The sequence below is a fragment of the Streptomyces sp. NPDC012474 genome (assembly GCF_042955185.1).
In the GTDB taxonomy this organism is placed as follows: Bacteria; Actinomycetota; Actinomycetes; order Streptomycetales; family Streptomycetaceae; genus Streptomyces; species Streptomyces cahuitamycinicus.
Map to the genome: position 1 here is coordinate 300,492 of NZ_JBIBEP010000008.1, position 24,208 is coordinate 324,699.

The 24,208-nt window shown below is 71.0% G+C and carries 21 protein-coding genes; 6 read left to right on the forward strand and 15 right to left on the reverse strand.

What is annotated here, in order from left to right:
* Positions 1-45: 45 nt before the first annotated feature.
* Both ACFY9S_RS20150 and ACFY9S_RS20155 read left to right on the forward strand, forming a co-directional pair.
* Positions 46-1,527: an AlkA N-terminal domain-containing protein gene (locus tag ACFY9S_RS20150; RefSeq protein ID WP_391130265.1), complete on the forward strand. Its 1,482-nt coding sequence runs from the start codon at positions 46-48 to the stop codon at positions 1,525-1,527.
* A gap of 10 nt (positions 1,528-1,537) precedes the next feature.
* The gene (locus ACFY9S_RS20155) at positions 1,538-2,020 is read left to right on the forward strand and encodes a methylated-DNA--[protein]-cysteine S-methyltransferase (protein WP_391130268.1); all 483 of its coding nucleotides are present in this window, start codon (positions 1,538-1,540) and stop codon (positions 2,018-2,020) included.
* 161 nt (positions 2,021-2,181) lie between these two features.
* Here the strand turns inward: ACFY9S_RS20155 and ACFY9S_RS20160 are convergent, their stop codons facing one another.
* Positions 2,182-2,676, reverse strand: a complete 495-nt coding sequence (locus tag ACFY9S_RS20160) for an NUDIX domain-containing protein (RefSeq protein ID WP_391130271.1) — start codon at positions 2,674-2,676, stop codon at positions 2,182-2,184.
* A gap of 41 nt (positions 2,677-2,717) precedes the next feature.
* A complete protein-coding gene (locus ACFY9S_RS20165) occupies positions 2,718-3,791 on the reverse strand; it encodes an ADP-ribosylglycohydrolase family protein (protein WP_391130274.1) in 1,074 nt (357 codons plus the stop codon).
* Between the two features lie 263 nt (positions 3,792-4,054).
* Here ACFY9S_RS20165 and ACFY9S_RS20170 point away from each other — a divergent pair, with 263 nt between their 5' ends.
* On the forward strand, positions 4,055-5,173 hold the full coding sequence (locus ACFY9S_RS20170; RefSeq protein ID WP_391130427.1) for a glycerate kinase: 1,119 nt from the start codon (positions 4,055-4,057) through the stop codon (positions 5,171-5,173).
* Between the two features lie 79 nt (positions 5,174-5,252).
* On the opposite strand, the gene pssA is transcribed toward ACFY9S_RS20170, so the two are convergent.
* From pssA to ACFY9S_RS20215, 9 genes are all read right to left on the reverse strand, one after another.
* The gene (gene pssA / locus ACFY9S_RS20175; protein ID WP_161363176.1) at positions 5,253-6,035 is read right to left on the reverse strand and encodes a CDP-diacylglycerol--serine O-phosphatidyltransferase; all 783 of its coding nucleotides are present in this window, start codon (positions 6,033-6,035) and stop codon (positions 5,253-5,255) included.
* A 58-nt stretch (positions 6,036-6,093) separates the two neighbouring features.
* Positions 6,094-6,750 (reverse strand): phosphatidylserine decarboxylase, encoded by a 657-nt coding sequence (locus ACFY9S_RS20180; protein WP_102908334.1) that lies wholly within the window; start codon positions 6,748-6,750, stop codon positions 6,094-6,096.
* A gap of 170 nt (positions 6,751-6,920) precedes the next feature.
* A complete protein-coding gene (locus ACFY9S_RS20185) occupies positions 6,921-8,126 on the reverse strand; it encodes an acyl-CoA dehydrogenase family protein (protein ID WP_391130277.1) in 1,206 nt (401 codons plus the stop codon).
* 2 nt (positions 8,127-8,128) lie between these two features.
* The gene (locus tag ACFY9S_RS20190; RefSeq protein WP_102908336.1) at positions 8,129-8,641 is read right to left on the reverse strand and encodes a MaoC family dehydratase; all 513 of its coding nucleotides are present in this window, start codon (positions 8,639-8,641) and stop codon (positions 8,129-8,131) included.
* A 5-nt stretch (positions 8,642-8,646) separates the two neighbouring features.
* Entirely contained in the window at positions 8,647-9,612 is a 966-nt protein-coding gene (locus ACFY9S_RS20195) for a CoA ester lyase (protein WP_102908337.1), read from the reverse strand.
* Positions 9,609-11,636, reverse strand: a complete 2,028-nt coding sequence (locus ACFY9S_RS20200; protein ID WP_391130282.1) for a methylmalonyl-CoA mutase family protein — start codon at positions 11,634-11,636, stop codon at positions 9,609-9,611. Before ACFY9S_RS20200 ends, ACFY9S_RS20195 begins: the two co-directional genes overlap by 4 nt.
* Before the next feature lie 10 nt (positions 11,637-11,646).
* A complete protein-coding gene (gene ccrA, locus ACFY9S_RS20205; protein ID WP_391130285.1) occupies positions 11,647-12,990 on the reverse strand; it encodes a crotonyl-CoA carboxylase/reductase in 1,344 nt (447 codons plus the stop codon).
* Between the two features lie 469 nt (positions 12,991-13,459).
* Complete coding sequence (locus ACFY9S_RS20210) at positions 13,460-14,269, reverse strand: TetR family transcriptional regulator (protein ID WP_245936256.1); 810 nt, start codon at positions 14,267-14,269, stop codon at positions 13,460-13,462.
* 115 nt (positions 14,270-14,384) lie between these two features.
* Positions 14,385-16,190: a 3-hydroxybutyryl-CoA dehydrogenase gene (locus ACFY9S_RS20215; protein WP_391130288.1), complete on the reverse strand. Its 1,806-nt coding sequence runs from the start codon at positions 16,188-16,190 to the stop codon at positions 14,385-14,387.
* Between the two features lie 393 nt (positions 16,191-16,583).
* Between ACFY9S_RS20215 and ACFY9S_RS20220 the strand changes: the two genes are divergently transcribed.
* On the forward strand, positions 16,584-17,159 hold the full coding sequence (locus tag ACFY9S_RS20220) for an adenylosuccinate lyase (RefSeq protein ID WP_391130291.1): 576 nt from the start codon (positions 16,584-16,586) through the stop codon (positions 17,157-17,159).
* A gap of 2 nt (positions 17,160-17,161) precedes the next feature.
* Here the strand turns inward: ACFY9S_RS20220 and ACFY9S_RS20225 are convergent, their stop codons facing one another.
* The 4 genes from ACFY9S_RS20225 to ACFY9S_RS20240 form a co-directional block, all read right to left on the reverse strand.
* A complete protein-coding gene (locus ACFY9S_RS20225; RefSeq protein WP_391130430.1) occupies positions 17,162-17,665 on the reverse strand; it encodes a GNAT family N-acetyltransferase in 504 nt (167 codons plus the stop codon).
* Between the two features lie 20 nt (positions 17,666-17,685).
* Positions 17,686-18,123, reverse strand: a complete 438-nt coding sequence (locus tag ACFY9S_RS20230; RefSeq protein WP_391130294.1) for a Rid family hydrolase — start codon at positions 18,121-18,123, stop codon at positions 17,686-17,688.
* Positions 18,124-18,180: 57 nt separating this feature from the next.
* Positions 18,181-19,764 (reverse strand): alpha/beta fold hydrolase, encoded by a 1,584-nt coding sequence (locus ACFY9S_RS20235; protein WP_391130297.1) that lies wholly within the window; start codon positions 19,762-19,764, stop codon positions 18,181-18,183.
* Between the two features lie 162 nt (positions 19,765-19,926).
* Entirely contained in the window at positions 19,927-20,967 is a 1,041-nt protein-coding gene (locus ACFY9S_RS20240) for an Rv2578c family radical SAM protein (protein ID WP_391130299.1), read from the reverse strand.
* A 169-nt stretch (positions 20,968-21,136) separates the two neighbouring features.
* On the opposite strand from ACFY9S_RS20240, the gene ACFY9S_RS20245 reads away from it, so the two are divergent.
* Both ACFY9S_RS20245 and ACFY9S_RS20250 read left to right on the forward strand, forming a co-directional pair.
* Positions 21,137-21,580 (forward strand): SRPBCC family protein, encoded by a 444-nt coding sequence (locus ACFY9S_RS20245; protein ID WP_102908346.1) that lies wholly within the window; start codon positions 21,137-21,139, stop codon positions 21,578-21,580.
* 156 nt (positions 21,581-21,736) lie between these two features.
* Positions 21,737-24,118 carry a DHA2 family efflux MFS transporter permease subunit gene (locus ACFY9S_RS20250; RefSeq protein ID WP_391130302.1) on the forward strand — a complete coding sequence of 794 codons (2,382 nt, stop codon included), beginning with the start codon at positions 21,737-21,739 and terminating at the stop codon, positions 24,116-24,118.
* The last annotated feature ends 90 nt before the right edge of the window (positions 24,119-24,208 follow it).

Below are 24,208 nucleotides of genomic sequence, written 5' to 3' on the forward strand. Positions count from 1 at the left end.
GGATTCTCGCCAGCCCCGTGCCGCCCGGTGCCGGATGCTGGACTCATGCAGACGGGGATGCACACCGACACCGAGCGCTGCGTGCGCGCCGTACGGTCGAAGGACGCACGCTTCGACGGCTGGTTCTTCACGGCCGTCCTGACCACCGGCATCTACTGCCGTCCCAGCTGCCCGGTGGTGCCGCCCAAGCCGGAGAACATGGTCTTCCACCCCAGCGCGGCGGCCTGTCAGCAGGCCGGGTTCCGGGCCTGCAAACGCTGCCGGCCCGACACCAGCCCCGGCTCCCCGGAATGGAACCAGCGCGCCGACCTCGTGGCCCGTGCCATGCGGCTGATCGCCGACGGGGTCGTGGACCGCGAGGGCGTGCCCGGCCTCGCCGGCCGGCTCGGCTACAGCACGCGGCAGGTCGAGCGGCAGCTCCTCGCCGAACTGGGCGCCGGCCCACTCGCGCTCGCCCGCGCGCAGCGCGCCCAGACGGCCCGGCTGCTCATCGAGACGACCGCCCTGCCCATGGCGCAGATCGCCTTCGCCGCCGGCTTCGCCTCCATCCGTACCTTCAACGACACGGTCCGTGAGGTCTTCGCCCTGCCCCCGGGGGAACTGCGCGCCCGCGCCCCGAAGCGGCAGGGCACGAGCACCCCCGGCGCGCTGTCCCTGCGGCTGCCGTTCCGCGCCCCGCTCAACCCCGACAACCTCTTCGGCCACCTCGCCGCGACGGCCGTACCCGGCGTGGAGGAGTGGCGCGACGGCTCCTACCGCCGCACCCTGCGCCTCCCGTACGGTCACGGCGTCGTGGCCCTCACCCCCGGCCCGGACCACATCGCCTGCCGCCTCACCCTCAGCGACCTGCGCGATCTGACCGTCGCCATCAGCCGCTGCCGCCGCCTGCTCGACCTGGACGCCGACCCGGTGGCGATCGACGACCAGCTCCGCACGGACCCGGTGCTGGCGCCGCTGGTCGCCAAGGCGCCCGGCCGGCGCGTGCCGCGCACGGTCGACGAGGCCGAGTTCGCCGTCCGGGCCGTGCTCGGCCAGCAGGTCTCCACCGCCGCCGCCCGCACCCACGCGGCCCGCCTGGTCACGGCGTACGGCGAACCGGTCGAGGACCCCGAGGGCGGCCTCACGCACCTCTTCCCGGCCCCCGAGGCCCTCGCGGCGCTCGACCCCGGGACCCTGGCGATGCCGCGCACCCGCCGCACGACCTTCACCACCCTGGTCCGTGCCCTCGCCGACGGCGATCTCCACCTCGGCGTGGAGAGCGACTGGCCCCGCACCCGAGAGCGGCTTCTGGCCCTGCCCGGTTTCGGCCCCTGGACGGTGGACGTCATCGCCATGCGCGCGCTCGGCGACCCCGACGCCTTCCTCCCCACCGACCTCGGTATCCGCCGCGCGGCCCGGGAACTGGGCCTGCCGTCCACTCCCGCCGCGCTCACCGCCCGCGCCGGAGTCTGGCGCCCCTGGCGGGCCTATGCGGTCCAGTACCTCTGGGCGACCGACAGCCACCCGATCAACTTCCTTCCGGTATAGGGACCTTCCGATGAAGCAGCACACCGTGACCGACAGCCCCTACGGCCCGCTCACTCTCGTCGCCGACGACGGTGTCCTGTGCGGCCTGTACATGGCCGACCAGCGTCACCGCCCGCCCGAGGAGACCTTCGGCACCCGCGACGACACCCTCTTCGCCGAGACGGAAGAGCAGCTGAAGGCCTACTTCGCGGGCGAGCTGAAGGAGTTCACGGTCGAACTCCGCCTGGACGGCACCCCGTTCCAGCGCACGGTCTGGGACGCCCTGCGCCGCATCCCGTACGGCGAGACCCGCACCTACGGCCGGCTGGCCGGCCTCCTCGGCTGCCCCACCGCCTCCCGCGCGGTCGGCCTCGCCAACGGCCGCAATCCCGTCGGCATCATCGTGCCGTGCCATCGGGTGATCGGGGCGAACGGCAGCCTGACGGGGTACGGCGGCGGCCTGGAGCGCAAGCAGCGCCTGCTGGACTTCGAACGCGGAGCCTCGCTCTTCTGATGTCACGCGCCGGGCGGACCTGCTCCCGGCCCGCTTCGGCCGTGAGGCCGCGCAGAGGCTCCGGCAGGGCCCTGCCGACGGGGCCCCGGCGACGTCGTCGGCACGGTCGTCGTACGGGGTCGGCTCGGCGCCGACGATGAGCAAACCGGTGCCGCCGCCGGTCAGAACACCCGGTGCCCGTTCTCCAGCTCCGTCGTGCCCGAGCCCTCGGCCAGGACGTCGAGGGCGGTCAGGACACGACGGCTGTGGGCGCCCGGCAGACAATCGGCCAGCTCCTCGCGCGGGACCAGCCGCCAGGACAGCAGTTCCTCCTCCTGGAGGCGGATCGCCTTGATGTCGTCCTCGCTGAGCACCCCGCCGTCGTACACGTACACCACCAGCGGCGGACGCCCCGTGCCGTGCACCCAGTCCACCGTCAGCAGCCGGCCGAGTTCCCGGTCCAGGCCGATCTCCTCCGCCGCCTCGCGCCGGGCCCCCTGCCGCGGGGTCTCGCCGTCGTCCGACTCGATCGTGCCGCCGGGCAGCGTCCAGCCCTCCCGGTAGTTGGGCTCGACGAGCAGCACCCGGCCCTCGCCGTCCCGGAACAGCACGGCGGCACCGGCCAGGACGCGGGGCAGGGAGGCGATGTAGGCGGCGTAGTCAGAAGAGGAAGTCACCGGTGCAGGGTAACCACCGCATCCCGCCTCACCCCCGGCGGTCAGATCGCCGCCCCCGCCAGCCGCAGCGTCCGTTGCGCCAGTTCGCTGATCCGCACCCGGTCGAAGCCGAACACCGCGCTGCGGACCGTGTCCTCCAGCGGGGCCTTCCACTGGCCGGGGATGGCCGCCGCCCCGCCGAACACGCCGGCCACCGAACCGGCGGTGGCGCCGTTGGAGTCGGTGTCCAGGCCTCCGCGGACGGTCAGGGTGATGGTGCGGGTGAAGTCACCGTCGCCGTAGAGCAGCCCGGCGGTGAGGACGGCCGCGTTCGGGACGGTGTGGATCCACCCCATGCCGGTGGTCTCCTCGGCGACCGTGGTGAGCGTGTCCTCCCAGGACATCCGGGTGTCGTGCAGGGAGACCACCCGGCGCACCGTGCGGGCGAGGCGGCTGCTCGCCGGGATCACGGCCAGGGCCTCGTCGACGGCGTGCCGCACGGTGGGCGCCGTGAACGCCGCCGCGATCAGCGCCGCCGCCCACATCGCCCCGTAGACCCCGTTCCCGGTGTGCGACAGCACCGCGTCCCGCCGGGCGAGCTGGGCGGCGCGGCGCGGGACGCCCGGGCAGGTCCAGCCGAAGATGTCGGCGCGGATGAGGGCGCCGATCCACTCCTGGTACGGGTTGTCGTACGTCGCCGTCAGCGGCGGCTTCAGCCCGCTCGCGAGGTTGCGGTAGGCGGCACGCTCGGCGGTGAACGTCTGCAGATACGGCAGCCGCAGCAGCCACAGGTCGCCGACCTGCTCGGTGCTGAAGCCGAAGCCGTGCGTCTCCAGCAGGTCGAGGCCGAGGATCGCGTAGTCGACGTCGTCGTCACGGCAGCTGCCGTGGATGCGGCCGCGGACGCACCGGCGCCACTCGGGACGCAGCTCGAAGCCGTCGTGTTCGCTGATCGGCTCGGGCAGGTAGTCGGTCAGCGGCAGTGCGTCTGCCTGCCGGAGGTAGCGGTCGATGCGGTCGCGCGTCCAGAGCTCGCTCTGCTCGACCGGCTTGCCCAGCATGTTTCCCGCGATGCGGCCCGTCCAGCCGCCGAGGATGCGGTCGGTGAGATCTGTGTCGGTGTGTGCGGGGCCCATGACGGGTGTCTACCCGTTTCACGAGGTGCCTACGGGGTCGGGTGTGCGGTGCGTTCGCGGCTGCGGGGCCGTCGTGGCCGGTCGCGCAGTTCCCCGCGCCTCCAGGAGCCTCGGTCCAGGGGCTGGGCACGTGCTGACGCCAGGGCCGTCCTGCGGTTAAGGTCACAGCGGCGCGACTGGCCTTGACGTGCGTGAGGGCCCGGAGAGCAAGGGGAGTGCAAGTGGCGGACGCTGCAGTGAGCGACACCCGGAAGGCACAGCGGGTGCTCGTCGCCGCGGACAAGTTCAAGGGGTCGCTGACGGCCGTGGAGGTCGCCGAGCGGGTCACGGCCGGGCTGCGCCGGGTCCTGCCGGACCTGGAGGTCGAGGCGCTTCCGGTGGCAGATGGCGGCGACGGGACCGTGGCCGCGGCGGTCGCGGCCGGGTTCCAGCGCCGGGAGGCACGGGTCGCCGGCCCCCTCGGCGACGAGGTGACGGCGGCGTTCGCGCTGCGCGACGGCACCGCGGTCGTGGAGATGGCCGAGGCGAGCGGGCTGCAGCGGCTGCCCGCCGGGGTCTTCGCCCCGCTCACGGCGTCCACGTACGGCTCCGGCGAGCTGCTGCGGGCCGCCCTGGACGCGGGCGCCCGCACGATCGTCTTCGGGGTCGGCGGCAGCGCCACCACCGACGGCGGAGCCGGGATGCTGTCGGCGCTCGGCGCCCGGTTCCTGGACGCCGCCGGGGAGCCGGTGCCTCCGGGCGGCGGCGGACTCGCCGAACTGGCCACCGCCGACCTGTCGGGACTCGACCCGCGACTCGCCGAGATCGAGCTGGTGCTCGCGAGCGACGTCGACAACCCCTTGACCGGCCCTAAGGGCGCACCGGCGGTCTACGGCCCCCAGAAGGGCGCCTCCCCCGAGGACGTGGCGGCCCTGGACGCCGCCCTCGCGCACTTCGCGAAGGTGCTCCAGGGCCCGGCCGGCCCGAAGGCCGCGGAGTACGCGGCGTCGCCGGGTGCGGGCGCGGCGGGCGGCATCGGCTACGGCGCCCTGCTGCTGGGCGCCCGGTTCCGCCCCGGTATCGAGGTCATGCTCGACGTCCTGGGCTTCGCACCCGCCCTGGACCGTGCCGACCTGGTCATCACCGGCGAGGGCTCCCTCGACGAGCAGACCCTGCACGGCAAGGCCCCGGCGGGTGTCGCCGCCGCGGCCCGCGCCGCGGACAAGGACGTCGTGGCGGTCTGCGGACGCCTCGCCCTGCCGCCCCAGGTTCTGGGCCGTGCCGGATTCCGCCGGGCCTACCCCCTGACGGACGCCGAGCCGGACGTGGCGAAGTGCATCGCCGGGGCGGGCCCGATCCTGGAACGGGTCGCGGAACGCATCGCCAGGGACTTCCTGACCTGAGCCGGGCGGTTCCCGCCGCCGCAGGCACGAAGAAGGCCCCCGAGCCATCGGCTCGGGGGCCTTCATCGTCGTACGGTCGCTACGGAAGCTGCGCCGCCCGCGCCTCGCGGCGGTTGTCGCGGAAGTTGTTCACCCGCCGAGCCGTCGCGAACAGCGGAATCACCGCCCCCGTGACCAGCTGGAGCGCGCACCCCGTCTGCAGGAGGAGCTGTCCGCCGGGCGCGCCGAAGGCCCAGGCCGCCAGCAGACCCATGGACAGGACGATCCAGACCAGCATCGCCACCGCGAGCCAGCCACGGGGCTTCGGGTACTCGACCCGGCTCACCATCAGCCACGCCGTCCCCACGATCGCCAGCAGCGTGGCCTCGAACGGCAGCTCGAGCAGCACGATCGCGACGACCGTCAGCGCACCGAACGGCGAGGGCATGCCCTGGAACGTGCCGTCCTTCACCGTCACGCACGAGAACCGCGCAAGCCGCAGCACCACCGCCAGCAGCACCACGATCGCCCCGACCGCCGCCACCCGCTGGTGGGCGTCGTTCGCGACCATGCCGTAGACGAGGACGAAATACGCCGGTGCCAGGCCGAAGCTGATCAGGTCGGACAGGTTGTCCAGCTCCGCGCCCATGGGGGAGGAGCGCAGCTTGCGCGCCACCAGGCCGTCGAAGAGGTCGAAGACCGCCGCGCAGAGCATGAGGATGACCGCCGTGGCCGCGCTGTGGCGGGCCATGCCGGTCTCCTGGCTGCCGGTGAGGTGCGGGATCAGGATGCCGGTGGTGGTGAAGTACACCGCCATGAAGCCGCACGTGGCGTTGCCGAGGGTCAGGGTGTCCGCTATCGACAGACGGAGGGAGAGGGGCATCTCCTCTTCCTCGTCGACCTCGTCGGCCTCCGGGACCCACCCGGCCTTGGTATCAGGATCAATCACGGTCAATGCGAGTCACCCCAGCCACCGTCTTCTGACCGACCTCGACCGCGATCTCCACGCCCTCCGGCAGGTACAGGTCGACACGCGAGCCGAAGCGGATCAGGCCGATCCGCTCGCCCTGCTCCACCTTCGTGCCCTGGGGCAGATAGGGGACGATGCGGCGGGCCACCGCGCCGGCGATCTGGATCATCTCGATGTCGCCGAGCTCGGTGTCGAAGTGCCAGACGACCCGCTCGTTGTTCTCGCTCTCCTTGTTGAAGGCGGGAACGAAGCCACCGGGTACGTGCTCCACCGACGTCACCGTGCCGGCCAGCGGCGCGCGGTTGACGTGGACGTTGAGCGGGCTCATGAAGATCGCGACGCGGGTGCGGCCGTCCTTCCACGGCATGATGCTCTGCACCACACCGTCGGCGGGCGAGATGACCCGGCCCTGGGTGATCTCGCGCTCGGGGTCGCGGAAGAACCACAGCATTCCCGCCGCGAGCGCGGTGGCGGGAACGGCGACGGCCTTGGCCGCGCCGGAGCGGCGGGCCCGGGCCAGGCTGAGGGCTGCGGTGGCGACGGTCGGAAGGAGCCACGGCGATGCTCCGCGCGCGAGGCGTACGCCGGCCCGGCTGTCGCGAGATGCAGAGGTTTGGCTGTGGGGCATGGATGACCTTCGTAGCGGATGATGCCGCACTCTGACGGGGGACGGCGGCTTTCCGGCGATCGTAGCGGCTCGGGGCCGTAACTGGGTAAGCCAGGCAGCCGAGTCGGCGGCGGAAGAGTGCTGACGGGGTGTGATCTTCTTCTCCAAGAAAACACCCCGTATCCGGACATCTAGCCCTGGAATCGATACTCTTCGAGCAGCCGCCTGCCGATGATCATTTTCTGGATCTCGGCGGTACCTTCACCGATGAGCAGCATCGGAGCCTCACGGTAGAGGCGCTCGATCTCGTACTCCTTGGAGAAGCCGTAGCCTCCGTGGATCCGGAAGGCGTCTTCCACGACCTCCTTGCAGTACTCGGAGGCGAGGTACTTCGCCATCCCGGCCTCCAGGTCGTTTCGCTCCCCGGAGTCCTTTTTGCGTGCTGCGTTCACCATCATCGCATGGGCGGCCTCGACCTTGGTAGCCATCTCGGCCAGCTTGAACTGGATCGCCTGGTGCTGGGCGATCGGCTTCCCGAAGGTGTGACGCTGCTGCGCGTACCGGACGCCGAGTTCGAACGCACGCTGAGCGACGCCGCAGCCACGCGCCGCCACGTTGACGCGGCCGACCTCCACGCCGTCCATCATCTGGTAGAAACCACGGCCGGTGACCCCGCCGAGCACGCGATTCGCAGGAATCCGCAGGCCATCCATGATGAGTTCGGTGGTGTCGACCCCCTTGTAGCCCATCTTGTCGATCTTGCCGGGGATCGTGAGGCCGGGGCGGGCCTCGCCGAAACCCGGCTCCTTCTCGACGAGGAAGGTCGTCATCGACTTGTGGGGCGCGGTGCCCTCGGGGTGACCTTCGTCACTTCGCACCAGAACGGCCACCAGGGACGACGTCCCGCCGTTCGTCAGCCACATCTTCTGACCGTTGAGGACGTACTCCTCGCCGTCCTGCACCGCCTTCGACGTGATCGCCGACACGTCCGAGCCGAGGCCCGGCTCCGACATCGAGAACGCGCCCCGGATGTCACCGGCCGCCATCCTCGGCAGGAAGTGGTCCTTCTGCTCCTGCGTCCCGTGCTGCTTGAGCATGTACGCCACGATGAAGTGCGTGTTGATGATGCCCGACACCGACATCCACCCGCGGGCGATCTCCTCCACGCACAGCGCGTAGGTCAGGAGCGACTCGCCCAGACCCCCGTACTCCTCGGGGATCATCAGGCCGAACAGGCCCAACTCCTTCAGTCCGTCCACGATCTGCTGGGGGTACTCGTCGCGGTGTTCCAGCTCCGTGGCGACCGGAATGATCTCCTTGTCCACGAAGTCCCGGACGGTGGACAGGATCTCCTGCTGGACGTCCGTCAGACCGGCGGTCTGGGCGAGTCGCGCCATGGCTACTTCTCCTGCTCTCGCAGCTCCGGGCGGCCGGGTTGCTCGCCGCCGCGCTCCTTGATGTACGTCTCGGTCGGCACCATCACCTTGCGGCGGAACACGCAGACGAGCGTGCCGTCCTGCTTGTAGCCCTTGGTCTCGACGTGCACGATGCCGCGGTCGTTCTTCGACTTCGACGGCCACTTGTCGAGCACGGTCGTCTGGCCGTAGAGCGTGTCGCCGTGGAAGGTCGGCGCCACGTGCTTCAGCGACTCGATCTCCAGGTTGGCGATCGCCTTGCCGGAGATGTCCGGCACGGACATGCCGAGCAGCAGCGAGTAGATGTAGTTGCCCACGACGACGTTCTTGCCGAAGTCGGTCGTCTTCTCCGCGTAGTTCGTGTCCATGTGGAGCGGGTGGTGGTTCATGGTGAGGAGACAGAACAGGTGGTCGTCGTACTCCGTGACCGTCTTCCCCGGCCAGTGCTTGTACGTGGCCCCGACCTCGAACTCCTCGTAGGTGCGTCCGAACTGCATCGCGCTCAGGCCTCCGGGATCTCGAACTTGCTGGTGCGCCGCATGCCGGCGGCGCGTCCCTTGCCGGAGACGACCAGGGCCATCTTGCGGCTGGCCTCGTCGATCATCTCGTCACCGAGCATCGCCGAGCCCTTCTTGCCGCCGGCCTCGGAGGTGTAGTAGTCGTACGCGTCCAGGATCAGCTCGGCGTGGTCGTAGTCCTCCTGGGACGGCGAGAAGATCTCGTTGGACGCCTCGACCTGGCCCGGGTGCAGCACCCACTTGCCGTCGAAGCCGAGCGCGGCGGCGCGCTGGGCGACCTCGCGGTAGCCGTCGATGTTGCGGATCTGCAGGTAGGGGCCGTCGATCGCCTGGAGATTGTTGGCGCGGGCTGCCATCAGGATCTTCATCAGGATGTAGTGGTAGGCGTCCGCCGGGTAGCCGGGCGGCTGCTCGCCCACGACCAGCGACTTCATGTTGATCGACGCCATGAAGTCGGCCGGGCCGAAGATGATCGTCTCGACGCGTTGGGAGGCCGTCGCGATCTCGTTGACGTTGTTCAGGCCCTGGGCGTTCTCGATCTGCGCCTCGATGCCGATCTTGCCGACCTCGAAGCCCATCGTCTTCTCGATCTGGGTGAGGAGGAGATCCAGCGCGACGATCTGCTCGGCCGTCTGCACCTTCGGCAGCATGATGCAGTCGAGGTTCTGGCCGGCGCCCTCGACGACCGTGACGACGTCGCGGTACGTCCACTCGGTCGTCCAGTCGTTCACGCGCACGACGCGCGTCTTGCCCGTCCAGTCGCCCTCGTTGAGGAACTTGACGATGGTGTGCCGCGCCTCGGGCTTGGCGAGCGGCGCGCACGCGTCCTCCAGGTCGAGGAAGACCTGGTCGGCGGGGAGGCCCTGCGCCTTCTCCAGGAAGCGGGGGTTGCTTCCGGGGACCGCGAGGCAGGAGCGTCGCGGACGCAGACGGTTGACGGGCGTGGTCATGCGGGGACCTCCAGGGGGTCGAGCTTGTTCGCTTTCCGGATCTCGTCGACGATGCGGCCGATGATTCCGGTGATGTCGAAGTCCTTCGGGGTGAAGACCGCGGCCACTCCGGCTGCCCTGAGCTGCTCGGCATCACCGTTCGGGATGATGCCACCGGCGATCACCGGGATGTCTGTGGCACCCGCCACACGCAGCCGTTCGAGTACGTCCGGCACCAGTTGGGCGTGCGAGCCGGACAGGATGGACAGGCCGACCGCGTGCACGTCCTCGGCGACGGCCGCGTCCACGATCTGCTCCGGCGTCAGCCGGATGCCCTGGTAGACCACCTCGAAGCCGGCGTCGCGCGCGCGGACCGCGATCTGCTCGGCGCCGTTGGAGTGGCCGTCCAGGCCCGGCTTGCCGACCAGGAAGCGCAGCTTGCCCACGTTCAGGTCCTTGGCCGTGAGGTCGACCTTGCGGCGCACCCGGGCGAGCGTGCTGCCCTCCTCGACGGGGACGGCCACCGGCGCCGAGGAGACGCCCGTGGGGGCCCGGAACTCGCCGAACACCTCGCGCAGGGCCCCGGCCCACTCGCCGGTCGTCGCCCCGGCGCGGGCGCACTCCAGGGTGGCCTCCATGAGGTTCTCGGTGCCGCGAGCGGCCTCCTTCAGCCGCTCCAGCGCCTTGCAGGGCCGCGGGTGGTTGAAGGGCGGCTGGTAGCGGCTGTCGCGCCACTGCTGGAGCGAGGCGATGACCCGGGCCTCGACCGCCGGGTCCACCGTCTGGATCGCGGTGTCCAGATCGGCGGTCAGCGGGTTGGGCTCGGTGCCCTCGAACATGTTGACACCGATGATCTTCTCCTGACCGGACTCGATCCGGCCCCGGCGCTCGGCGTGCGAGGCGACCAGCTGCGACTTGAGGTAGCCGGACTCGACGGCCGCCATCGCGCCGCCCATCTCCTGGATGCGGTCGATCTCGGCGAACGACGCCTCGACCAGCTCCTCCACCTTCGCCTCGATCACCTTCGAGCCCTCGAAGATGTCCTCGTACTCCAGCAGATCGCTCTCGTACGCCAGCACCTGCTGGATGCGCAGCGACCACTGCTGGTCCCAGGGGCGGGGCAGGCCGAGGGCCTCGTTCCAGGCGGGCAGCTGCACGGCACGCGCGCGGGCGTCCTTGGAGAGGGTGACGGCCAGCATCTCCAGCACGATCCGCTGGACGTTGTTCTCCGGCTGCGCCTCCGTCAGGCCCAGGGAGTTGACCTGGACGCCGTAGCGGAAGCGGCGCTGCTTGGGGTTCTCGATGCCGTACCGCTCACGGGTGACGCGGTCCCAGATGCGGCCGAACGCCCGCATCTTGCACATCTCCTCGACGAAGCGGACGCCCGCGTTCACGAAGAACGAGATGCGTGCCACGACATCGCCCATGCGCTCCTGCGGCACCTGGCCGGAGTCGCGCACGGCGTCGAGGACGGCGATCGCGGTGGACATCGCGTACGCGATCTCCTGGACCGGAGTGGCCCCCGCCTCCTGCAGGTGGTAGCTGCAGATGTTGATCGGGTTCCACTTCGGGATGTGGGAGACCGTGTACGCGATCATGTCCGTCGTCAGGCGCAGGCTCGGCACCGGCGGGAAGACGTGCGTCCCGCGGGACAGGTACTCCTTGACGATGTCGTTCTGGGTCGTGCCCTGGAGCTTGGTGATGTCGGCGCCCTGCTCCTCGGCGACGACCTGGTAGAGCGCCAGCAGCCACATGGCGGTGGCGTTGATCGTCATCGAGGTGTTCATCTGCTCCAGGGGGATGTCCTGGAACAGCCGGCGCATGTCACCGACGTGCGCGATCGGCACGCCGACCCGGCCGACCTCGCCGCGGGCGAGGACGTGGTCGGAGTCGTAGCCCGTCTGCGTCGGCAGGTCGAACGCCACCGACAGACCCGTCTGGCCCTTGTCGAGGTTGCGCCGGTACAGCTCGTTGGACGCCTCGGCCGTGGAGTGACCGGCGTAGGTCCGCATGAGCCACGGACGGTCCTTCTGACGCTCTGTCATCCAGCGGCCCTCAGATGTTCCGGAAGCGGTTGATGGCGTCGATGTGCTGGGCGCGCTTGTCGTGGTCGCGCACGCCCAGGCCCTCCTCGGGGGCCATGCACAGCACGCCGACCTTGCCCTGGTGGAGGTTGCGGTGCACGTCGTAGGCGGCCTGGCCGGTGTCCTGGAGGGAGTACACCTTCGACAGCGTCGGGTGGATCTTGCCCTTCGCGATGAGCCGGTTGGCCTCCCACGCCTCGCGGTAGTTCGCGAAGTGCGAGCCGATGATGCGCTTCAGCGACATCCACAGGTAGCGGTTGTCGTACTCGTGCATGTAGCCCGAGGTCGAGGCGCAGGTGGTGATGGTGCCGCCCTTGCGGGTGACGAAGACGCTCGCGCCGAAGGTCTCGCGGCCGGGGTGCTCGAAGACGATGTCGATGTCCTCGCCGCCGGTGAACTCGCGGATGCGCTTGCCGAAGCGCTTCCACTCCTTGGGGTCCTGGGTGTTCTCGTCCTTCCAGAACCTGTAGCCCTCGGCGTTGCGGTCGATGATCGCCTCGGCGCCCATCGAGCGGCAGATCTCCGCCTTCTGCGGCGAGGAGACGACACAGATCGGGTTGGCGCCGCCGGCCAGCGCGAACTGGGTGGCGTAGGAACCGAGTCCGCCGCTCGCGCCCCAGATGAGCACGTTGTCGCCCTGCTTCATGCCGGCGCCGTTGCGGGAGACCAGCTGCCGGTAGGCGGTGGAGTTGACCAGGCCCGGGGCGGCGGCCTCCTCCCAGCTGAGGTGGTCGGGCTTCGGCATCAGCTGGTTGGACTTGACCAGTGCGATCTCGGCGAGGCCGCCGAAGTTGGTCTCGAAGCCCCAGATGCGCTGCTCGGGGTCGAGCATCGTGTCGTTGTGGCCGTCGCTGGACTCCAGCTCGACGGAGAGGCAGTGCGCGACGACCTCGTCGCCGGGCCGCCAGGCGTTGACGCCCGGGCCGGTGCGCAGGACGACGCCCGCGAGGTCGGAGCCGATGATGTGGTACGGCAGGTCGTGGCGCTTGGTGAGCTCGCTGAGCCGGCCGTAGCGCTCCAGGAAGCCGAAGGTCGACAGCGGCTCGAAGATCGACGTCCACACCGAGTTGTAGTTGACCGACGAGGCCATGACGGCCACCAGGGCCTCACCCGGGCCGAGCTCGGGCAGCGGCACCTCGTCCAGGTGGATCGACTTGCGGGGGTCCTTGTCGCGGGTCTCGAGGCCCGCGAACATCTCCGTCTCGTCCTTGTGCACGGTGATCGCGCGGTACGACTCCGGGAGCGGGAGGGCGGCGAAGTCCTCCGACGTGGAGTCGGGCGACTGGATCGCGGCCAGGATGTCCTTAACGGTCACGGTGTTGCCTCCGGCGGTGAGCGCCCTGAGGGAGGGGCGCCGATGGTTACGTCGGTGCTGCTGAGGGTTGAGGGTGTGCCGTCGGTTCGGCGGTGGTGCTGTTCGGCAGCGCTGGGTGGAGCGGGAGGTTGCCTGTGACGCAGGCGCCCGGGCCGGCAGGCGGGTGAGCTTGCTGGGACGTTGCCCGGACCCCTTCAACGTATGACACCGCGTGTCACCTCGCAAGGCACTGAGTGCCAGAACCTGATCTCAGATGAAATCTTTACGTGACAAATGAGCGATGATCGATCGAATGGGCCCTTCAGGGGACTGCAAAACGGCCCCTGACATGCCAAAACGGCCACCCCGCAGGGTGGCCGTCATCACAGCGGCATGAGCCGCTCAGTGCCCCTTGAAATGCCGCTCAGTGCTCCTCGACGGGCCGCTCAGCGTTCCTCGACGGGCCGTTCAGCGTTCCTCGAAGGGCCGCTCAGCGTTCCTTCAGCGCCTGCTCGATCGTCCGCATGACCTCGTCCAGGGGTGCGTCGGTGCGGGCGACCGTCACCAGCACTTCGCCCTGCGCCGAGGCCGTGGCCGCGGCCGGCTGCGCGTCCGAGGAGCGCCCGGCCCCGATGCCCGTGCCGAAGGTCTTCCGCACGATCGCGAAGGCGTGGTCCAGCTGCGCCTCCACATCCCCCTGGGCGCCCGCGCGCAGCCAGCGCCGCAGCACGTGGTTGTGGGCGGTGACAACGGCCGACGCGGCGACCTCCGCCAGCAGCGGGTCGTCGTTGGCGTCGTCGGCGTGCGCGCGCTCGTCGAAGTGACCGAGGAGGTAGCGGGTGAAGAGGCGCTCGTAGCGGGCCACCGACGCGATCTCCGCCTCGCGCAGGGTGGGAACCTCGCGCGTCAGCTTGTAGCGGGCGACCGAGATCTCCGGCCGGGCCGCGTACATCCTCATGACTTCCTTGATGCCACGGCACACCGTGTCGAGCGGATGCTCGTGCGCCGGCGCGGCGTTGAGTACCGCCTCGGCCCGGATCAGGGTGTCGTCGTGGTCGGGGAAGATCGCCTCTTCCTTGGAGCGGAAGTGACGGAAGAAGGTGCGGCGGGCGACCCCGGCCTGGGCCGCGATCTCGTCGACGGTGGTCGCCTCGTACCCCTTGGTCGCGAACAGCTCCATCGCGGCGGCCGCCAGTTCCCGGCGCATCTTGAGCCGCTGGGCGGCGGCGCGAGAGCCGGCGGCACTCTCCGGCGCGTCGGCCGTGGCTGGTGTACGTGAGGACTTGGCGGGCTGGGGCATGCCCTGAACGTACTGCATGTGCGCAGCTCGCTGCGCGTGGCCTGGTTCGTGGAACCGGTCCGGACCGAGCAGGCCACCCCACTCGGCGCCGGACCGGAACCAGCCGCCGGGACGCTCAGCGCTTGGCATATTCGCGGAAGCCACGGCCGGTCTTGCGGCCGAGGCAGCCCGCGGCCACCAGGTGCTCCAGCAGCGGCGCCGGAGCGAGCCCCGGGTCGCGGAACTCGCGGTGCAGGACCTTCTCGATGGCGAGCGAGACGTCGAGACCGACGACGTCCAGCAGCTCGAAGGGACCCATCGGGTAGCCGCCTCCGAGCTTCATCGCGGCGTCGATGTCGTCGAGCGTCGCGTAGTGCTCCTGCACCATCTTGATCGCGTTGTTGAGGTAGGGGAACAGCAGCGCGTTCACGATGAAGCCCGCGCGGTCACCGCAGTCGACCGGGTGCTTCCTGATCCGGCCGCACACCTCGCGGACCGTTGCGTGGACGGCGTCGGCCGTCAGCACCGTCCGGACCACCTCGACCAGTTTCATGGCCGGCGCCGGGTTGAAGAAGTGCATGCCGATCACGTCCTGCGGGCGCGAGGTGGCCCGGGCGCAGGCGACGACCGGCAGCGACGAGGTCGTCGTGGCCAGGATCGCGCCCGGCTTGCAGACCTTGTCCAGGGACGCGAACAGCTGCCGCTTGACCTCCAGGTCCTCGGCGACGGCCTCCACGGCCAGGTCGACACCGGCGAAGTCGTCGTAGGTGCCCGTGGCGGTGATGCGGTCCAGGGTCCCGGCGGCGGTCTCCGCGGTCATCCGGCCCTTGTCGACCGAGCGGGCCAGGGACTTGCCGATGCGGGCCTTGGCCGTCTGCGCCTTCTCCGCGCTGCGGGCGGCCAGGACCACCTCGTACCCGGCCTTGGCGAAGACCTCGGCGATCCCGGAGGCCATGGTGCCCGAGCCCGCGACACCGACCGAGCGGATCTCCCGGCCGGGAACCAGGTCGCCGCCCTCCAGCGGGGTCAGTGCGTCCCGAACGACGGCCGGGCTGCCCGGCGCCTCGTACGTGTAGAAGCCGCGCCCCGCCTTACGGCCGGTCAGACCCGCCTCACTGAGCTGCTTGAGGATGGGGGCCGGGGCGTGCAGCCGGTCGCGGGAGGCGGCGTACATGGCCTCCAGGACCGTGCGCGCGGTGTCGACGCCGATCAGGTCGAGCAGCGCCAGCGGACCCATGGGCAGTCCGCAGCCCAGCCGCATCGCGGCGTCGATGTCCTCGCGGGAGGCGTACTTGGCCTCGTACATCGCGGCGGCCTGGTTGAGGTAGCCGAACAGCAGGCCGTCGGCGACGAATCCGGGGCGGTCACCGACCGCGACGGGCTCCTTGCCCAGGTCGAGGGCGAGGTCGGTGACCGCGGTGACGGCCGCCGGCGCTGTCAGCACCGAGGAGACGACCTCGACCAGCTTCATGGCCGGGGCGGGGTTGAAGAAGTGCAGGCCCAGCACCCGCTCGGGGCGGGACGACTCGGCGGCCAGCCGGGTCACGGACAGGGCGTTGGTACCGGTCGCCAGGATCGTCTCCGGGCGCACGATCCCGTCCAGCTCCCGGAAGATCTGCTGCTTGACCTCGTACGACTCCGGGGCCACCTCGATGACCAGGTCGGCGTCGGCCGCGGTGCGCAGGTCGGCGGAGGTGCGGACCCGGCCGAGGATCTCGGCGCGCTCCTGCTCGGTCAGCCGGCCGCGCTCGACGCCGCGGGCCGTGGAGGCCTCCAGGGCGGCGACGCACTGGGCGGCCTGGGCCTCGCTGATGTCGACGCCGACGACCGTGCGGCCGGCCTTGGCGAGGACCTCGGCGATGCCGGTGCCCATCGTGCCGAGGCCGACGACGGCGACGGTCTGCAGCGGGGACTGGGACGGGTCGGAAAGGGGAGTGGCCATCGCGGGACTCCAGGATGAGGGTGACGACGGGGAACGCGCTCCGGGTGCGCCGGGGGCGGCCCGGCAGGGCCGGACCACGGGCGCACCGGGTGCGTGATGAGGTGCGGGTGTTGGCCGGGCTGCGAAGCGCACACGCCCGGTGCCGCGCCGCGGGCGTGCACACGCCCGGGGTGAACGGCTGTTCCGACCGGCCCTGTCCCGGGGCCGAGCCGTACTGCGGTACCTGAGGCACCGAACCGACTGCTCTCGCGACGGCCGCGTCACCAGACCGCCACGAGGGATGCGAGTGGGTAACTCGCTCGTCTGAGCTTAACTGGCAGGTAACGAGCGCGCCAGCCCCCGTCTTTGTGATGTACGTCCCGCGCGAACCGCGCCGCCCCTAACCTCTGTGTCATGAGCGAAGAGTTGCGATCACTCACGGAGCGCTTACGGCAGGAGTCCGGGGCGCCGCCCGCGTTCGAGCGGCTCGTGGCGACCGACGACCTCGACGCCCTGGCGACGGTGCTGACCGAACCCGGGCAGCACCTGTGGGCGAGGGAACTGGCGGCGTTCCGGCTGGGGCTCGCGCGGGACCGGCGGGCCTTCGAGGCCCTGGTCCTGCTGCTCAACCACCGTGACCCCCCGCGCTGCGCCTCCGCCGCCCACGCCCTGGCGCGGCTCGGCGACCCGCGTACCGCACGGGCGGCCGCCGCCCTCGCCACCAACGAGCTGCGCGTCGCCTACGCCCTGCAGCCGGTGCGGCTCCTGGTCGAGCTGCGCGCCCCCGAGGCGGTGCCCGCGCTGATCACCACGCTCCAGCGGCGCCTGCGCCCGCACGACCCCTACCGCCGCGTGGCCCTCGCCTGTGTGGACGGGCTCGGCGCGCTGGGCGACACCCGGGCCCGACCCGTCCTGAACGAGGCTCTCGCGCACCCGGCACTGGCCGAGGCGGCGGTGCGGGCGCTGGGGCGGATCCCGAAGCAGCGGTGACGTCAGCGGGGGAGCGTCCTGGCGTACCGCACCTCCGGGACCGCGACCCCGTCCGCCTCGAAGGGCTCCTCCGCGCCGTCCGCCCGGAATCCGGCCCGCTCGTAGAAGCGGCGGGCCCGGTCGTTCCCCTTGAGCACCCACAGGAGGACACGGCCGTGGCCCGCGGCCGAGCAGCCCGCGACGGACCGGGCGAGCAGTGCCCGCCCGGTGCCCCGCCCCAGATGCTGCGGATGGACGTAGACGGCGTACAACTCGGCGTCCGGGGTGAGGACTTCGCCCTCCCGGTACGGACCGTGACAGGCCCAGCCGACGAGCTCGCCGCCGGCGTCCTCGGCGACCAGATTCACCACACTGCCGTCGCCCTGCGAGAGGCGGGTGCGATGGCGCTCGGCATCCTCCTCGACGCTGAGCCCGTCCAGGTACGACCGCGGGATCAGGCCCTGGTAGGCGCTGCGCCAGCCGCCGACGCGGATCTCCGCGACGCGGTCGCAGTCGGCGAGCGCCATCTCGCGAACCCGCAGGCCGCTCACGGCGCTACCACCGCGAACGCCCCGACCTCCATCAGGAACTCCGGTTCGACCAGCGCCGCGACCCGCACCGCCGAAGCGGCCGGCAGCCGGTCGCCGGGTATGTGCTCGGCGCGGGCCGCGCGGACGGCCGGCGTATGGGTCATGTCCGTGACGTGGTGAGTGAGTTTGACGACGTCGTCGAAGCCCGCGCCCGCCGACGCGGGGCGGCGCCGGAGGTTCTCGAAGGCCTGGCGGGCCTGCGCCGCCGGGTCGCCCTCGCCGGCCGGCCGCCCGCGCTCGTCGAGGGCGAGCTGACCGGCGACCGCCCCGAACCGGCCGGTGCCCAGGATGAACGGGGTACTCCCTGCTCGAGCGAAGTCGAGAGCTTGAGGGAGGCTGTTCTGGCGCGTGGCGGCGGCGCAGCCGGGGGCGGGAATCCTCGTCAGCTCACTCATGGGTCCATGGTGGACCATGGCACTGACAGTGCCCGCCCCCGACGGATCGTCAGCCGCTCAGTGACGGAAGCCGAGCAGGCCGTGCAGCGCCGAGCCGTTCGAGGAGGCCGGGGCCGCCTTGGCGGTCGTCGCAGCGGGCTTCGGGTCGGGCAGCGCCTCGCACACCGCGTCCGCCTCGCCGTAGCCGCGCGGCACGGTGCCGTCCGTCAGGTACGCCGCCAGGTGCTTGTCCAGGCAAGAGTTGCCGCTCAGCGTGATGCCGTGGTTGCCGCCGCCCTCCTCGACCACCAGGCTGGAACGGGCCAGCAGACGGTGCGCGGTGACAGCGCCCCCGTACGGCGTGGCCGCGTCGCCGGTCGCCTGGAACAGCAGGGCCGGCGGCAGCTTGCCGTTGGCCACGTTCACCGGGCGCAGCGTGTCCGTCGGCCAGAACGCGCACGGCGCGTTGTACCAGGCGTTGTTCCAGGTCATGAAGGGCGCCTTGTCGTGCACCGCCCAGTTGTCCTTGCGCCACTGCCGCCAGTCGCGCGGCCACTGGGCGTCCCGGCACTGCACGGACGTGTAGACGCTGTAGCCGTTGTCGCCGGAGGCGTCGACCGCACCGAAGTTCTCGTACGCCTCGACCAGCGGCTCGGGGTCCTTGTCGTTCACGTACGCCGCGAACGCCTCCGCCAGGTCCGGCCAGTAGCCGTTGTAGTAACCACCCGGGATGAAGGTGTCCTCCAGCTCGGAGGCGCCCACCGTGCCGTCCGCCGGCTTCTTGGCGAGGGCCGCGCGCATCGCGTACCACTTGGCCTCGATCTTCTTCGGATCGGTGCCCAGCTTGTACGTGGCGTCGTACTTGGCGACCCACGCCAGGAAGGCGCGGTGGCGGTCGTCGAAGGCCACGTCCTGGTTGAGATTGGCCTCGTACCAGACGTCGGTCGGGTCGACCACGGAGTCCAGGACCAGGCGCCGGACCCGCTGCGGGAAGAACTTGGCGTAGACCGCGCCGAGGTAGGTGCCGTACGAGTAGCCGAAGTAGTTGATCTTCTTCGCGCCCAGGGCCTGCCGGATCGCGTCCATGTCGCGCACCGCGCTGGTGGTGTTGATGTACGGCAGGAGGTGCCCGTACTTCTTGCCGCACGCGGCGGCGAAGGACCTGGCGCGGTCGAGGTTGGCCTTCTCGATCGCGGGCGTGGTCGGCAGCGAGTTCGGGCGGACCGGGTCGAAGTGGCCGGGCTTGCAGTCCAGGGCGGGCTTGCTCGCCCCCACGCCGCGCGGGTCGAAGCCGATGACGTCGTACTGGGCCGCGACCTTCGCGGGCAGCGACGACGCGACGAACCCGGCGAGGGTCAGTCCGCTGCCGCCGGGGCCGCCGGGGTTGACCAGCAGCGGGCCCTGGTAGGTCCTGGCCGTGTGCGGGACGCGCGACAGGGCGAGGGTGATCTTCTTCCCGTGTGGCCTGCGGTGGTCGAGGGGCACCTTCAGGGACGCGCACTGGAGCGTCGGGTAGTCCTCGGTGGCGCAGCTCTTCCAGCTGAGCTTCGCGGTCTGGACGGTGTTCGCGGTGCCTGGAGCGCTCGCCTCTGCGGGAACGGCCGTGAAGGTGCCGGCCATGACGGCGGCGGCGCCGCACAGCGCGGCTGCGCGTTTTCTCATGGAGTCCTCCCAGGACGGCGGGATGAAGGACCGCGAGGGCCGCCGTCCTCGCGGCATCGTCCCGGAAAGTGCTTCCGGAAGAACTCATTCCGTAAAACTCGTGACCCGATTGGATCTTCGGATGCGCTCGAATGCTCGTAAAGGGGCAGGTTCCGAACTGCCTTAGAGGAGCGAGAGTTGGGTGGGTCCGGCGACGGGCGGCTCCTCGGCCGGCCCGGCGGGCCGGCTCGGCCGCGGCGTCCCCGCACGCGTGGGCCCGATGCCGTACTCCTCGGCCAGTTCGTGCACCTGACGGGTGATCCGCCGCTGGTACCACTTCGGGGCGTAGGAGCCCTCCGCGTACAACCGCTCGTAGCGGGCCACCAGGTGCGGATGGTGCTGCGCCAGCCAGGCCGTGAACCACTCACGGGCGCCGGGCCGCAGATGCAGCACCAGCGGTGTCACGGACGTGGCACCGGAGGCCGCGATCGCCCGCACCGTGGCGCGGAGTTGGGCGGGCGAGTCGCTCAGGAACGGGATCACCGGCGCCATCAGCACCCCGCAGCCGATGCCGTGTTCGGCCAGGGTGCGTACCACGTCGAGACGCCGCTCGGGCGCGGGCGTGCCCGGCTCGACGGTGCGCCACAGCTCCTGGCCGGTGAAACCGACCGACACGGAGATGCCGACGTCGGTCACCTGTGCCGCCTGCTTGATCAGCTCCAGGTCGCGCAGGATGAGCGTGCCCTTGGTGAGGATCGAGAAGGGGTTCGCGTGGTCGCGCAGCGCCGAGATGATGCCCGGCATCAGCCGGTAGCGGCCCTCGGCGCGCTGGTAGCAGTCGACGTTCGTGCCCATCGCGATGTGCTCGCCCTGCCAGCGGCGCGAGCCGAGCTGCCGGCGCAACAGCTCCGGTGCGTTGACCTTCACCACGATCTGGCTGTCGAAGCCGAGGCCCGTGTCGAGGTCCAGGTAGCTGTGCGTCTTGCGCGCGAAGCAGTACACGCACGCGTGCGAGCAGCCCCGATAGGGGTTGACCGTCCACTGGAACGACATCCGCGAGACCGCCGGCACCCGGTTGATGATCGAGCGGGCCCGGATCTCGTGGAAGGTGATGCCCGCGAACTCCGGCGTGTCGAAGGTACGCGTGGTCACCGCGTCCGCGCCGAACAGCGCGGCATCGGCCCGGCTGTGTTCGGAGTCCCCTGTGAGGTTGTCCCAGCGCATGACGCCTCCTCGGTAGCACTGACCACAGAATAGAACACATGTTCCCTTGATCGTGCGAGGGTGTTTTGCGAACGCGTTCGACCGGTTCGGCCACCCCGATTTGGGGGCCCGGGCAGCGGGGTGGTTGGCTTGCCCCGACCCCCGAGCAACCAGGTCCTGGAGGAAAGCGATGGCGCAGGTCGAAGCCACTACGGAGCGGATCGTCGCGGCGGACGCGGAGACGGTGTTCGACGCCCTCGCCGACTACAGCGGCACGCGCGCGAAGCTGCTGCCCGAGCAGTTCAGCGAATACGAGGTCCGGGAGGGCGGGGACGGTGAGGGCACCCTCGTCCACTGGAAGCTCCAGGCCACCAGCAAGCGCGTGCGCGACTGCCTCCTGGAGGTCGTCGAGCCCACCGACGGCGAGCTGGTCGAGAAGGACCGCAACTCCTCCATGGTCACCACCTGGCGGGTCACTCCGGCCGGCGAGGGCACGTCCCGGGTCGTCGTGACCACCACCTGGACCGGCGCCGGCGGCATCGGCGGCTTCTTCGAGAAGACCTTCGCGCCCAAGGGGCTCGGCCGCATCTACGACGCGATGCTCACCAAGCTCGCTGCCGAGGTCGAGAAGTAGGCCTCCCAAGACGCGGACATCCGAGGGGCGTTGACGCCCCTCACCGGTTCGGGTGATCTCCGTACGGCTCGCTCCCGTGCCGTAACTCGTCGCGCTTGCTCGTAGTTGTCGCTTTTACGCGGGAATTGCGCGGCAGCGCGACGAGGGGAGCGGTGAGTGGGCGGGATCACTCTGGCGCAGGACGAACCGGCGGTGGCGCCTCCCGACACCCCCGCGCCACCCCCGGATCCGGACACCGGGCCCAGCCCCCGCCGGGTCCGGCTGGTCTTCTTCGCGCTCATGCTCGCCCTGCTCCTGGCCGCCCTGGAGCAGATGATCGTCGCCACCGCGCTCCCGAAGATCGTCGGCGAACTGCACGGCCTGGACCGGATGTCCTGGGCCATCACCGCCTACCTGCTCACGGCCACCGTGGGACTGCCGATCTACGGCAAGCTCGGCGACCTCCGCGGCCGCAAGGGCGTCTTCCAGTTCGCGATCGTCGTCTTCGTCGCCGGCTCCGCGCTCGCGGGCCGGGCGCAGACCATGGACCAGCTGATCGCCTTCCGCGCCCTGCAGGGCGTCGGCGCGGGCGGCCTCATGATCGGCGTCCAGGCGATCATCGCCGACATCGTGCCGCCCCGGCAGCGCGGCCGCTACATGGGCCTGATCGGCGCCGCCTTCGGTCTCGCCTCCGTGGCCGGGCCGCTGCTCGGCGGCTACTTCACCGACCACCTCTCCTGGCGCTGGTGCTTCTACGTCAACGTCCCCTTCGGCCTGGTCACCTTCGCCGTCGTCGCCGTCGCGCTGAAGCTCCCCAAACCGGCCGTCAAGGCCCGGCTGGACGTCCTCGGCGCGCTGCTGCTGAGCGCCGCCTCCACCTGCCTCATCCTGCTGACCGGCTGGGGCGGCACCGAGTACGCCTGGGGCTCGCGCGTGATCCTCGGCCTCGCGGCCGGAGCGGCGGCGGCGACCGTCCTCTTCCTCGTCACGGAGCATTTCGCCCCCGAACCCCTCATCCCGCTGCGGCTGTTCAGGGACTCCGTCTTCAACGTCACCGGTCTGGTCGGCCTGGTGACCGGGGTGGGCCTGTTCGGCGCCGCCAGCTATCTGCCGACGTACCTGCAGATGGTCGACGGGGCCTCCGCCACCGAGTCGGGCCTGCTCATGCTGCCGATGATGGCCGGCATCGTCGGCGCCTCGATCATCGTCGGCCGGCTCATCAGCCACACCGGCCGTTACAAGGCCTACCCGGTCCTCGGCGGCCTCCTCTCGGTCGTCGGCATGTGGCTGCTGTCGCGCTTGGAGGCCGGCACACCCCGGCTGCACTACAGCATCTGGATGGCCGTCCTCGGCGCCGGTATCGGCATGGTGATGCCGGTGCTGATCCTCGCCGTGCAGAACTCCGTGCGCCCAGCCGACCTCTCCACCGCCACCGGCGCCAACAACTACTTCCGGCAGATCGGCGGCAGTGTCGGAGCCGCCGTCTTCGGCACCCTCTTCGCCGGCCGGCTCACCGACGCCCTCGCCGAGCGCCTGCCCGCCCGCGCGGGCACCGGGCTGCCCGACCCCGAGTCCATCACCCCGCAGCTCGTGCACGCACTGCCCCCGGCCCTGCGCGACGACTACATCCGGGCGTACGCCGACGCCATGCCGCGGATCTTCCTCTACCTGGTGCCGGTGCTCGTCCTCGGACTGGTCATCGCCCTCTTCCTCAAGGAGAAACCCCTGGTGTCCCAGAACGCCTCCGTCACCGACCCGGGCACGGCGCCGGGGAGGATCCCGCAGGCCCGGGCCTACGCCGCCGGCGGGCCCGTGTGCGGCTCGGTGCAGCACCACGACGGAACCGTCGTTCCCCGCGCGGCCCTCACGCTCATCGACGCCACCGGGCAGCAGACCGGACGGGGCGCCAGCGGCGAGGACGGGCGCTACGCGCTGGCCACCCCGGGCCCGGGCTCGTACGTGCTGATCGCCACGGCCGGCGGCCACCAGCCGCAGGCGGTCTCCGTGACGGTCGGCGAACGCCCCGTCGAACTCGACATCGTCCTCGGCGGCGCCGGAAACCTGATCGGCACGGTCGTCACCGCCGACGGCACGCCCGTACGGGACGCCACCGTCACGCTCACCAACGTGCACGGTGAGGTCGTGGCCACCACCCGCAGCGGCCGGGAGGGCGGTTACGTCATCACCGAGCTGATCGCCGGCGAGTACACCCTCGCCGCCGGCGCGCCCGCCTTCCGCCCGGCAGCGGTCCCCGTCACCGTCCAGGCCGCCCGCGAGACCCGCCGGGACATCGAACTGGCCGGCGGCGCCGTGCTGCGCGGCACCGTCCGGGCGGGGGGCGGCCGGCCTGTCGAGGACGCGCGCGTGACGTTGCTCGACGTGGCGGGCAACGTCGTCGACACCCTCACCACCGGTGCCGACGGCACGTTCCGCTTCGTCGACCTGTCCTCCGGCGAGTACACCGTCATCGCCGCCGGCTACCCGCCCGTCGCCACCGTGCTCCAGGTCGCCGGAGGAGACCGCACCGAGCGGGATCTCCAGCTGAGTCACGAGGACTGAACGGGCACCGGCCGAGAAACGGACGCACCGGCGCGCGGGTTCGTACGCCGGTGCGCACCCCGCGGGCAATTCCCGCATTGCCTCACATCG